Genomic DNA, 12,148 nt, shown 5'->3' with positions numbered 1-12,148 from the left:
ATCTGCCTCCTTAGTTGAGTAGTTGTAAGACCCCTTGCGGCAGGGCATTCGCTTGAGCGATCATTGCCATCCCCGATTGATTGAGGATGTTGTACTTCGCATATTCCATCATCTCCCGTGCCATGTCGGTATCGCGAATCCGTGACTCAGATGCGGTTAAATTCTCGACGCTGACACTGAGGACGGATGACGTTGCTTCGAACCGGTTCTGAATCGCACCGAGTTGTGCCCGTTGCTGTGAGACCGTATCGATCGCTTGCGTGTAACGACTGATTGCATCGTTTGCGTCCGTAGCTGTCATTACACTTAGCGCATACTCTGGTGCGTTACCGCTCGGGAAATCAAGCGGGCGAATCGACGGATCAGCTTGCGTTGTTGAACTGACATCAAGCGCAAGAGCTTGCATATCGTCAATCGTTATTGAGATCCCTTCGTTTGCACCAGCATTCGTTTGGATGAACAGGGCATTATCGGCATCGTTGAACTTACCGCTCAACAATTCCTTGCCGTTGAACTGTGTCGTCTTCGCAATCCGTGAGACTTCGTTCGTCAGCTGGTTAATTTCTTCTTGGATTGCAGTCCGGTCTTCTGTTGCGAGCGTACCGTTACCAGCTTGAACTGCCAGTTCACGCATTCGTTGCAACAGGTTATGTGTCTCACTCAAACCACCTTCAGCCGTTTGAATCATCGAGACACCGTCAAGGACGTTCTGTTCGGCTTTATCGAGTGCCTTCAAGCGATTTCGCATCTTCTCCGAGATTGCAAGACCAGCTGCATCGTCCGCTCCCCGGTTGATCTTCTGACCGCTCGACAATTTATCCATTGTCGTCTTGACATTCGTCTGATTGATGCTGAGGTTGCGATAAGCCTTCAAGGCTTGAACGTTATTGGTGATTCTCATTCGTATTCCATCCCTTCGTATCGTTGATGATGTACGGCGCGCGCAAGTGGTCGTTCGTCGGTTTGTGCCGCTTGCCAGGTGATGCGTAAGTCTTCTGCTAGTTCAAGCAACTCGTCTAAGACGCTCGGTGTCTTATAAACCTGTAACGTCTGCTCGGCGAGGTAGTGATAAAGCGCGTCGAGCTGTGCCGTGATGATACCGCCGTCGTCATGCAGTCCCGCCTGTAGTTTGTCGAGTAACTGATAAGCTTTTTGTAGGTGTTCGTTGACTTCATCGAAGCGGTTCGCGTCACGCGCAAGTATCGAGCGGTCATATTGGAGGACGAGTCCCGTCAGCATCACTTCCGTCAGCTGTTGTGGGGTCATCGCGTAAAGTTCTTGTTCTGTCATGTCTGCCGTCCTTTCGCGTTGTCGAGTTCTTCGATCAATAAGAGCAGTTCTGCCATCACGTCGTACAGTTGCGGGGGAATCGCTGTTCCGAGATCAAGATCAAGTAAGTGACCGAGCAGAGACGTATCGTGTTCGATCGCGACGCCGTTTGCTCGTGCTTCTTGTAGGATCCGATCGGCGGCTTGTCCGCTGGCCCGAGCGACGACGACCGGTGCTTGACCGGATGCTTCATCGTAGCGGAGGACGGCAGCGGTCTTGCGTCCGGTTAAATCGATTTTCTGATACATAACGGTCTCTCCTTTTTAGATACGATAGTCGTAGCCACGCGGTATCTCGTCTTGTTTGACGGTCTCCGTCACTTGCTCGCGCGTGAACGGACGGAACTGGATTCGGACGTCTTGGTAACCGGTCGCTTGCAAGGCATCCGTCGTTCGGTCGAGGAACGGGGTCGCCAGTTGTTCAAGAACTGGGAAATCATTTTCAATCGTGATCTGCATCTTTCGGTTGACGGTCTCAACGCGGACACCGATTTCACCGAGGCGCGGCGTATTGAGCTGGACATACAACGTATTGTTTTCCCAGTCGATCACTTCGTCCGGACGTTTATTTTGCAAGTGAACGTGGAGTCCTGCCGTCGCTTCGACGAGTTGGACCGGTAACGCCAGGAGAATCTGGTTCAACTGTTGCTGGCTATCCGGTTTATTGACTTGCTGTTGCGCTGCAAGGAACGTCTGCAATTTGGCGGCTTCGGGGTTCGCTGCCGGTGTACTCAGTTTCAGTTCTGCCGTCTGAAGCTGAAGCGTCTTTTGGACGGTTTCTTGCAAAAGTCGTGGGCTGTTCTGCTGCGGCTCATATGGAACGGCTTTTGTTGCTACTTGCGCTGGTAGCGTTGGTGCTTGCGGTGGCAGTCCTTGCATCTCCGGTAAGTAGGTCGGGCGGACGTTCGCCGGCGCATAACGGAAGGCTTCGAATGCGATCCGGACTTCCTGTAAGACGGCTTTTGCCTCTGTTCCGCGTCCGAGTAATGCCAGTTCCGCGCCCCGTTCGAGTTTCGATAAGAAATGAATCAGCTGTTTTTCATCTTTCATCGAGGTATGCAGTAAGGCATCTGTTTGCTGGAAGACTTGTTTTAAGCGTTGCGCCGTACTTTCGATAACGGCGACCATTTGGACGGGACGCGTCTCAACGAGTGGTTCGATCTGGCGAAGTTGCGAGACGATCGTTCGTTGTTGGCTCTTGAAATCATTCGTGATCTCAGCGAGCCGTGGCGTCACTTCGCGGACAAGCGTCAAGGCGGAACGGACCGGTGTCGTTTGCGCTGCTTGAGCTTCCGGTTGACTTGCCCGTGCCGTCAGACCGATCAGTTGCTCGCGGACGCTCGTCTTCGGCTCGAGTGGCGCTTGCGGGAAGTAAGGCGCGAGCTGTTTGCGGACTGTTTCGACATCGCCTCGTTCGAGCGTAGCGACGAGAGCCGGGCGTTTCTCTGCTGGTAGGTGTTCGATGTATTGCCGGATATGGAGTGGCGATGCTGTCTCGATCTCGCGTTGCGTTGGCAGGGTGACGCGGGCGACATCAAGCGCGACAGCTTTTTCGAACGTCGGCTGCTCCTTTAAGGCGTCTCGTTCCGGCAGGACGTCCGGATAATCTTCCGTCGTAGCCAGAAGACTCGCGATCAAGACGTCGGCGTCAACGGGCAGTGTCGTGTCCGGTCGCGACACGAGTTCGAGTGCTAAGTTTTTATAGGTTCCTTGCAGTGCCGTCACGAGCTGGGCGACGATTTCTGATGTTTGTGGCAACTGTCCGCTCGCCAGTAACTTTGCGACGGCCTGTTTCAGTTCCGCTGGTACGCCTTCAAGTAAGGCAGGATCGACGTTTGAGGGAACGGACAGGACAGGTGGGGTTTCCGCGTCTGGTGTCGCTGGAGTCAGCTGTTCGATCAGGTAACCTTCTGCGGTCTGTCCTTTGACCTTGAACTGAAAATCACCTGTCGGAACGTCGCCCGTGAAGGTCATCTCGATCTTATCCCGACCGACCTGGACGAGAGCCGTATGTGGACCGGTCTGCTCAAGGACCGTACCTTTATAGGTCTTCGTCTCCGAAAGCGGCGTCTGACCAGGGGATTGCGCCGGACGTGCCGGGTTCAATTGGATGTTCATCGAGAAGCCTCCTTGTTTTTTTAAAACTATCATCTCATTATATATCGGCAGAAACCAAAAAGGATTGAGCGAATTCATCGCCCAACCCTGATTTTTTTACGGTTAATCTTTAAGATTTGATTGCATTAAAGCGTTCCTCTAATGTCATCGCGTTCAATTGTTGATAACGAGCCATCAGCTCGCCAGTTGCTTTCATTTGGTTGCGGACGATGTAAGGAGAGGCGTTTACGGGAAGGATCATGCCATTACGAGTCTTGAGCTTCGTCTGTCCGTCTTCCTCGATGACTTCGGACATGTGGCTCCAAGCGTACCACTCGCAATCATCACGTTTCGGTGATTTCGTTGGGAAAAACACGAGGCCAAGTGTCGGTTCAATGACGACTGGGACTTTTCCTTTCACAGATGCGACACGTTTTGCTGTCACGATGCGTTCCTCGATGGAACTGTTGTATTGCCTGCAGGAAAGCTGCAGTAGTTGATACGGCCGAAGCGGTGTCATGATGGTCGAGCCATCCTCGAGTACGATGATGGATTGCTTCATCATGTCGTAGCACGGGAGAATCGCCACCGTCCGTTTCGTGATTCGATACTTTTCGTCATTATGGAATGGTCGCATTCGACTACATCCTCCTTAAGATAGGACAATGGATAAAATAGGTAATTACTAACGATATAATACAATAATACAACTGTAATGACAACGTAATTTTTTAAAATATAGACCAATAAGTAGGGAATATTATTCATTTTTCGGGATGAATTCAAATTAATCAGAATTTTTAATTGTCAATAATTCCTTCTTTTGATAGACTAAGCCGTAGAGAGCTTGCTCTCGAACTCTGGTTTGCGAAGGGAACGTGAATTCGAATGGAACAAGGTAAAGTAAAATGGTTTAATGCTGAAAAGGGTTATGGTTTCATCGAGACGTCTGACGCGAAAGACGTATTCGTACACTTCTCAGCGATTCAAGTCGATGGCTACAAATCACTTGAAGAAGGCGAAGAAGTGGAATTTGAAATCGTTGAAGGCGATCGTGGTCCACAAGCTGCGAACGTTTCAAAGATCTAATCCAATAGCAGCCGCCACCGTTTTTAGGCTATTCGCCTAAAAGCGGTTTTTTGTTTTGAGTTTAGATAAAACGGGTATATACGTTAACATCAACATGCTTCAATATTATCGTACGCTAAGAACCGGAGTGAACGTTCATGAGAATGTCATCGTTTTCATGGTCTTCCTTCACTTATCGTGCTATAATAAAAACGAACCAAAGAATTTCGAATATTCAGAAGGAAACGACTGAAGCATCTCGAATTCATAGGTTCAACCGGTTACTTAAGGAGGAGTTTACATGATCTACAACATTCGCGGTGAAAACTTGGACGTCACAGATGCTCTCAAGGATTACGTCGAGAAAAAGCTTGAAAAGTTAACTCGTTATTTTACAACTCCTACGGAAGCGCAAACGGCTTATGTCAATCTCAAAGTCAACAATGAGAAGCAAAAAGTCGAAGTGACGATTCCAATGCCAAACCTCTTGCTCCGTGCAGAGGATATCAATGGCGATATGTATGCAGCAATCGACCTCGTCGTCGATAAGCTCGAACGTCAAATCCGGAAACACAAAACAAAGTTGAACCGGAGAGGACGCGCTAAAGAAGGCGGCATCGGAGAGTACTTCAAAACGCTCGAAGGACCGGAAGCGGAAGCGCCAGTCTATGAAGAGGACGAGGCAGAACTCGAACTCGTTCGGACGAAGCGTTTCACACTCAAACCAATGGACACGGAAGAAGCGATTCTTCAGATGGACATGCTCGGACACGCATTCTTCGTCTTCTCAGACGCAGAAACGGGCAACACGAACGTCGTCTACCGTCGTAAAGATGGTCGTTACGGTTTGATTGAACCAGAATAATGAATGCAACAGGGACTCGCTCTTACGGGCGGGTCCCTTTTTGATATGATGGAAAACTATTTTTAAACACGATACGTTTGCTTTATGACAAAAGACCGAGACCGCTGCTTGGTCCGCTTGTTGAAATTTGACGTCGTATTCGGTACACTGAATAAAGGAAAAATCTCGGAATTCTGTTCGTTCAAAGAATCGTTCGAAGTAAGGGGACTGTAAGGCATGGCTAATTTTCTAAAAGAATTATTTGCACCAACGAAACGTGTCCTGAAGAAAGCCGAAAAAGCAGCAGACGCTGTAGAAGCATTCGAGACACAAATCGGTGCGTTATCGGATCAAGAACTTGAAGGAAAAGTCGTTGAATTCCGTGAGCGTCTTGCTAACGGAGAAGACTTAGATGATATTTTACCGGAAGCTTTCGCGGTCTGTCGCGAGGTTTCGACACGCGTTCTCGGCATGCGCCACTACCGCGTTCAGTTGATTGGTGGATATGTCCTGCACAACGGGGACATCGCCGAAATGAAAACCGGGGAAGGTAAGACGCTTGTTGCGACACTCCCTGTTTATTTGAATGCCCTCGCTGGCAACGGCGTTCACGTCGTTACCGTCAACGAATATCTCGCAAAACGTGACCGTGACATCATGGAGCCTCTTTATGCGGCACTTGGTCTATCGGTCGGCTTGAACCTCTCAAGCATGTCGCGTCAGGAGAAACAAGCAGCCTATAGCTGTGACATCACGTACGGAACGAACAACGAGTTCGGTTTCGACTACTTGCGTGACAACATGGTCCTCTATAAAGAAGACCGTGTACAACGACCGCTCCATTACGCTGTCGTCGATGAAGTTGACTCGATCCTCGTCGATGAAGCACGGACACCACTCATCATCTCAGGGTCTGCCGAGAAATCGACAGCGCTCTATTCGCAAGCGGATGCATTCGCAAAAATCATGAAAGCAGATGAAGACTACACAGTCGACATCAAAACGAAAAGTGTTCTGTTGACGGAGCAAGGGATCGACCGGGCTGAGAAATACTTCGGCATCGATAACCTGTTCGGACTTGAGCACGTCTCACTCAACCATCATTTGAGCCTCGCACTGCGGGCAAACGCCGTCATGCATCGCGACGTCGACTATATGGTTCGTGAAGACGAAGTCATGATCATCGACCAGTTCACAGGTCGTGTCATGGAAGGGCGTCGTTACTCAGAAGGTCTGCACCAAGCGATCGAAGCGAAGGAAGGCGTCGAGATTCAACGCGAATCGATGACGCTTGCGACGATCACGTACCAAAACTTCTTCCGGATGTATACGAAGCTTGCTGGGATGACGGGTACAGCGAAGACGGAGGAAGAAGAGTTCCGTAACATCTACAACATGCATGTCGTACCGGTGCCGACGAACAAACCCGTCGTCCGAAACGATATGCCGGACTTAATCTTCAAAACGATGAACGGGAAGTTCGCTGCTGTCGCAGACGAAATCGAACGTGCCCACCGCGAAGGACAGCCTGTCCTCGTCGGTACGGTTGCCGTCGAGACGTCAGAGTTGCTCAGCAACATCCTCAAGAAACGTGGCATCCGTCACGAAGTCTTGAACGCGAAAAACCACGCACGTGAAGCGGAAATCATCGAGAACGCCGGTCAAGCGAACTCGGTCACGATCGCAACGAACATGGCCGGTCGTGGTACCGACATCAAGCTTGGTGAAGGTGTCTTAGATAAAGGCGGTCTCTTCATCCTCGGGACAGAACGTCACGAATCACGCCGGATTGATAACCAGCTCCGTGGTCGTGCTGGTCGTCAAGGAGATCCAGGGGCATCACAATTCTATCTGTCACTTGAAGATGAATTGATGCGTCGTTTCGGTTCCGATTCGTTGCAATCGATGATGGATCGTCTCGGAATGGATGATTCGCAACCAATCGAGAGCCGGATGGTGTCTCGTGCCGTTGAATCGGCTCAAAAACGCGTCGAAGGCAACAACTTTGATGCGCGGAAACAAGTCCTCGGCTACGATAACGTCATGGCAGACCAACGGAAAGTCATGTACGCGGACCGGGCAGCGATTCTCGATGCGGGTTCCGTGTCAGATATCGTCCGTCCGATGATCGAGCAGACGATCGAAGCAGGCGTCCATCAGTACACGCCGGTCGAGTTCGTCCCGGAAGAGTGGAGCATCGGTGCGCTTGCGGAGTGGGCAAATCAGACGCTTGCAATCGAAGAGAAGGTCACGGAAAGCGACCTCTTCGGAAAAGAACGCGAAGAAATCATCGAGTTGCTCAAAGAGCGGACATTCGCACACTATGAGCACAAACGGTCAGAAGTACCAGCCGAAGCATTTGATGAGTTCGAAAAAGTCATCGTTCTTCGTGCCGTTGACCAACACTGGATGAACCATATCGATCAAATGGATCAACTCCGTGAAGGGATTCACCTCCGGGCATACGGTCAAAACGATCCGCTCCGTGAATACCAATCGGAAGGTTCGATGATGTTTGATGCGATGAACGCTGCGATTGCTGAAGAAGTGACACAATTCGTCCTTCGGGCAGATCTCGATCCAAACCTCAAACGCGAAAAAGTTGTTCAAGACGAAGTCGCCGTTTCGGGTAAGGAAGACAAAGCGGTCAAGAAAAAGCCGGTCAGGAAAAATCCAAACGACCAAATCGGACGCAACGATCCGTGCTGGTGTGGATCCGGTAAGAAATATAAGAACTGTCACGGCCGTCAGGCATAAGTGATGAATCGACTGAAAGAGAGGCAGGAGATTCCTGCCTCTTTTCACGGAAAGAGAAGGTGGAACACATGGAATTAGCAGAAATTCGCAACACCGCCGAGTGGATGGAAAAGAAACTCGACGAATATAAGGCATCACTCGACCTCGAGTCGAAGATTGCCCGGATCGAAGAACTTGAAAATGAGATGACATACCCAGACTTCTGGAACAACCAGGAATCGGCACAAAAAGTCATCGATGAGTCGAACGGCTTAAAAGCGATGGTCGACAAATACAAAGAACTCGAAGCAGGTCATGAGAACGTCGCCTTGACGTACGAATTGATCAAGGAAGAGCCGGATGCGGATCTTCAAGAAGAGCTCGAGTCAGAACTTGGCGATCTCAAGAAGAAGTTCGAAGACTTCGAACTTCAAATCCTCTTAAACGGCGAATATGACGCGAACAACGCGATCCTCGAGTTACACCCAGGTGCGGGTGGGACCGAGTCGCAAGACTGGGCATCGATGCTTCTCCGGATGTACCAACGTTTCTGCGACAAGCAAGGCTGGAAAGTCGAAACGATGGACTACCAACCGGGTGATGAAGCGGGTGTCAAATCAGTCACGCTCCGTATTCAAGGGCACAATGCCTATGGATACTTAAAAGCCGAAAAAGGGATCCATCGTTTAGTCCGGATTTCACCATTTGACTCGTCAGGTCGCCGTCATACATCGTTCGTCTCGTGTGACGTTATGCCGGAATTCAACGATGACATCGACATCGAAGTCCGTACGGAAGATTTACGGATCGATACGTACCGTGCCTCTGGTGCCGGTGGTCAGCACATCAATACGACGGACTCGGCTGTCCGGATCACACATGTTCCGACAGGCGTCGTCGTCTCCTGTCAACAAGAACGGTCGCAGATCAAAAACCGTGAAGCGGCAATGAAGATGTTGAAAGCGAAACTTTATCAACGCGAAATCGAAGAGCAGCAAAAGAAACTCGACGAGATCCGTGGTGAAAAATCGGATATCGCATGGGGTAGCCAAATCCGTTCGTACGTCTTCCACCCATACAGCATGGTCAAGGATCACCGGACGAACTATGAAGTCGGGAACACACAAGGAGCAATGGATGGTGACATCATGGGCTTCATCGATGCGTACCTCCGTCTCATGAATATGTAAGACAACCAACCAGTCGGACGATGTTCGACTGGTTTTTTGACCGTCAAAGGGGGAACAGTGATGCAGGAGCAAAGTCGGATCAACAAACAAGCGTGGGAGTACCGGGCGTATGAATTTTGGGAGAAACGCGACGGAACACCGGCGGAATATGCTGCGATCATCAAACAAGATCCAGCCGCAAGCCTGAAGAAACATCGTCGTCATCTCGAAGACGTAGCCGGGAAGACGATCGCGAACATCTGTGGTTCGAACGGACGCAAGACGGTGCCGTTAGCGTTACTCGGGGCAGACGTCACGGTGTTCGATATCTCGGAGGAGAATGCGCGGTACGCGCTAGAACTCGCCCATGCTGCTGGAACAAAGATTGAGTATGTCGTCGGCGATCTCTATGCAATCGACCTTGAGCGATACAGCGAGACATTTGATATCCTCTACTTAGAAGGTGGGATTTTGCATTATTTTGCTGATCTCGAGCGTTTTCTGCAGATTCTCTTTACAATGTTGAAGCCCGGTGGACAGTTGATCCTGAGTGACTTTCATCCGGTCGGACGCTGGATTGATACGGACTTGACGTATAAACCGTGTTATTTCGATCAAGCGGTACAGGCGGGTGACTTGGCATATAAGACGCACTTTACGGACGAGGAGCAAGTCGATTTTCCGGATGTCTCCGTCCGCTATTTTACACTGAGCGAAATCTTAAACGGTGTCCTGCGAACAGGTTTCACATTAAAGCGATTCGATGAGCATCGGGGCTGGAACGGTGAGAACATTCCGAAGGAATTTACGCTTCTTGCAACAAAACCACTCGAAGGGAGCAATATCTGATGATCATTCGTAAAGAAGGCTTCAAGGATGCAGCGGGAATCCGGCTCGTTCACGAAGCGGCATTCGAACAACCGAACGAGGCAAACCTCGTCGATGCCTTACGTGAGGATGAAGCAGCGCAACTGGTCTTCGGTCGCGTCGCGGTAACTGATAAAGGAGAAATCGTCGGACACGTCCTCTTAAGCCGGATCCATATCGATGACATTCCGTCGCTTGCTTTAGCACCAGTCGGCGTCCTGCCGGTCTGGCAACGAAAAGGCATTGGTTCCGAATTGATCCGTCAAGTGATTGAGGATGCGCGGGATGCTGGTGAATCGCACATCGTTGTACTTGGTCACGACAGCTACTATCCACAGTTTGGTTTCGAACGGGCGATCGACTATGATATTCACCCACCGTTCCCCGTTCCGCCAGAGGTCTTTCTCGTCCTTGCGCTTGAACGAAATGGGTTGCGTGGCGTTAGCGGCATCGTCCGCTATAGTCCGCCCTTTAGTGCGGTATAAAGGGAACACTGTGAGTTGTTCCGCCTATCTAGTCGTTGTCTGACTTTTCCGCTAAAATGAAACACGAGAATCAATCGATAAGGGGAAATGGAATGTCATGACATCGACACGTCAGGAAGTCGTGCGCGATTATGCGTATTTGTTAATCGGGTCCTTGTTCGTCGCAAGTGCCTTTAGTTTATTTTTAGCACCGAATCAACTCGCCTCAGGAGGCGTCAGTGGCTTATCGATCGTCTTGAACGATTTGTTTGGGATCTCGCCCGGGTTATTCCAACTCGTCGCGAACGTTGTCTTACTAGCGATCGGTTGGATGATCCTCGGGATGGGGTTTGGTGTCAAATCACTCGTCGGTTCAATCTTTTTACCGGTTGTCATCCTCGTGTATGAGCGGTTCGATGTTCCGGCTGCGACGATGAATCCGATGCTTGCCGCGATTTTCGGCGGTGCCGGTGTCGGAATCGGACTCGGTCTGATCTTCCGGGGCCGGGCGTCGACCGGGGGAATGGATTTGATCGCGCAAATTTTGCATCGCTTCACCAAGTTGCCGCTCCATCTCTGTATTGCCTTGCTCGACGGAACGATCGTCATCAGTGCGGCGACGATCTTCTCGCTCGAGATCGGATTGTATGCGCTCGTCGCCTTGTTCATCACGATCAAGATGATCGACGTCGTCCAGCTCGGGATCACGAACGACAAGCTCGCCTATATCATTTCCGATCAACGGGAAGCGTTAGTGAAGGAAATCTTCGAGACGCTCGATCGCGGGGCGACGGAGATCGAGGCAGCAGGTGCGTTCACACGGACACGGAAACCGATGCTGATGGTCGTCGTTCGCCAAGGGGAGATCACGACGCTCAAAGAGATCGTCAAACACATCGATCCGTCGGCGTTTCTCGTCGTCAGTGAAGCCCACGAAGTGCTCGGTCTCGGTTTTACCGATGATAAACGTTACCGGAATGTGCCGTAATTGTTCCGAACTCGTGAAGTTTTTGTGAAATCACGCTTAACTCTTCCGGATAACGGTTATACTCTAACTAGGTCAGAAGTGTTTTTGCAGATACTTACAAGAGGGGGATATCCGGATGAAGCTGAAAAACTTGTTACTTGCGTTAGGTTTAGGAACAACGCTTGCGCTCGGGGCGTGTGGCGGCAGTGACGATTCAAGCTCTAGCGATTCGTCAAGTACGAAGGAAGAGTCGACGATGAACGATGATTCGTCGAAGACGGAAACAGCCGTCGATGCGGAAAAAATCTTCGCGAACAACTGTGCATCGTGTCACGGGAACAACCTTGAAGGGAACGTCGGACCGAACCTGACGAAGGTCGGCTCGAAGTATTCTTCAGAAGAAATCCAGGAAATCATCAAGAACGGGAAAGGGCAAATGCCTGCCGGACTCTTGAAAGAGGATGAAGAAATCGTTGCCGTTGCCGACTGGCTCGCTGATAAAAAGTAATTATGGGATATGATGGGGTACGAGATGACACACACGACACGTGTTCGTCATTCGTGCCTCTTTTTTATGGTATAATCGCCTGAAATGACATTTGATTGTA

General features: G+C 50.4%; 13 protein-coding genes. 8 read left to right on the top strand and 5 right to left on the bottom strand.

The window, feature by feature from the left end; translation table 11 throughout:
* Positions 1-10: 10 nt before the first annotated feature.
* From ESP131_RS15495 to ESP131_RS15475, 5 genes are all read right to left on the bottom strand, one after another.
* A complete protein-coding gene (locus tag ESP131_RS15495; RefSeq protein WP_029342505.1) occupies positions 11-901 on the bottom strand; it encodes a flagellin N-terminal helical domain-containing protein in 891 nt (296 codons plus the stop codon).
* Positions 898-1,290 carry a flagellar export chaperone FliS gene (locus tag ESP131_RS15490; RefSeq protein ID WP_029342504.1) on the bottom strand — a complete coding sequence of 131 codons (393 nt, stop codon included), beginning with the start codon at positions 1,288-1,290 and terminating at the stop codon, positions 898-900. The genes ESP131_RS15495 and ESP131_RS15490 overlap by 4 nt, the downstream gene beginning before the upstream one ends.
* Positions 1,287-1,577 carry an EscU/YscU/HrcU family type III secretion system export apparatus switch protein gene (locus ESP131_RS15485; protein WP_029342503.1) on the bottom strand — a complete coding sequence of 97 codons (291 nt, stop codon included), beginning with the start codon at positions 1,575-1,577 and terminating at the stop codon, positions 1,287-1,289. Before ESP131_RS15485 ends, ESP131_RS15490 begins: the two co-directional genes overlap by 4 nt.
* A gap of 15 nt (positions 1,578-1,592) precedes the next feature.
* Positions 1,593-3,446: a hypothetical protein gene (locus ESP131_RS15480; protein WP_029342502.1), complete on the bottom strand. Its 1,854-nt coding sequence runs from the start codon at positions 3,444-3,446 to the stop codon at positions 1,593-1,595.
* A 109-nt stretch (positions 3,447-3,555) separates the two neighbouring features.
* Entirely contained in the window at positions 3,556-4,062 is a 507-nt protein-coding gene (locus tag ESP131_RS15475; RefSeq protein WP_029342501.1) for a competence protein ComK, read from the bottom strand.
* 251 nt (positions 4,063-4,313) lie between these two features.
* On the opposite strand from ESP131_RS15475, the gene ESP131_RS15470 reads away from it, so the two are divergent.
* The 8 genes from ESP131_RS15470 to cccB all read left to right on the top strand — a co-directional run bounded on the left by ESP131_RS15470 (position 4,314) and on the right by cccB (position 12,048).
* Entirely contained in the window at positions 4,314-4,514 is a 201-nt protein-coding gene (locus tag ESP131_RS15470) for a cold shock domain-containing protein (protein ID WP_023469248.1), read from the top strand.
* Positions 4,515-4,794: 280 nt separating this feature from the next.
* Positions 4,795-5,358 carry a ribosome hibernation-promoting factor, HPF/YfiA family gene (hpf, locus tag ESP131_RS15465; RefSeq protein ID WP_023469247.1) on the top strand — a complete coding sequence of 188 codons (564 nt, stop codon included), beginning with the start codon at positions 4,795-4,797 and terminating at the stop codon, positions 5,356-5,358.
* Between the two features lie 216 nt (positions 5,359-5,574).
* The gene (gene secA / locus ESP131_RS15460; protein ID WP_029342500.1) at positions 5,575-8,094 is read left to right on the top strand and encodes a preprotein translocase subunit SecA; all 2,520 of its coding nucleotides are present in this window, start codon (positions 5,575-5,577) and stop codon (positions 8,092-8,094) included.
* Positions 8,095-8,162: 68 nt separating this feature from the next.
* On the top strand, positions 8,163-9,263 hold the full coding sequence (gene prfB / locus ESP131_RS15455) for a peptide chain release factor 2 (RefSeq protein ID WP_023469245.1): 1,101 nt from the start codon (positions 8,163-8,165) through the stop codon (positions 9,261-9,263).
* A 60-nt stretch (positions 9,264-9,323) separates the two neighbouring features.
* Positions 9,324-10,091: a class I SAM-dependent methyltransferase gene (locus ESP131_RS15450; RefSeq protein WP_051656296.1), complete on the top strand. Its 768-nt coding sequence runs from the start codon at positions 9,324-9,326 to the stop codon at positions 10,089-10,091.
* Positions 10,091-10,594, top strand: a complete 504-nt coding sequence (locus ESP131_RS15445; RefSeq protein ID WP_069940933.1) for a GNAT family N-acetyltransferase — start codon at positions 10,091-10,093, stop codon at positions 10,592-10,594. Before ESP131_RS15450 ends, ESP131_RS15445 begins: the two co-directional genes overlap by 1 nt.
* 97 nt (positions 10,595-10,691) lie before the next feature.
* Positions 10,692-11,561 (top strand): YitT family protein, encoded by an 870-nt coding sequence (locus tag ESP131_RS15440; RefSeq protein WP_023469242.1) that lies wholly within the window; start codon positions 10,692-10,694, stop codon positions 11,559-11,561.
* 115 nt (positions 11,562-11,676) lie between these two features.
* Positions 11,677-12,048 (top strand): cytochrome c551, encoded by a 372-nt coding sequence (gene cccB, locus ESP131_RS15435; protein WP_029342496.1) that lies wholly within the window; start codon positions 11,677-11,679, stop codon positions 12,046-12,048.
* Positions 12,049-12,148: the final 100 nt, after the last annotated feature.

Source organism: Exiguobacterium sp. U13-1, assembly GCF_001750115.1.
GTDB classification, from domain to species: domain Bacteria; phylum Bacillota; class Bacilli; order Exiguobacteriales; family Exiguobacteriaceae; genus Exiguobacterium_A; species Exiguobacterium_A acetylicum.
The sequence above is the reverse complement of the archived record's forward strand: the minus strand, read 5'-3'. Positions and strand labels throughout refer to the sequence as shown.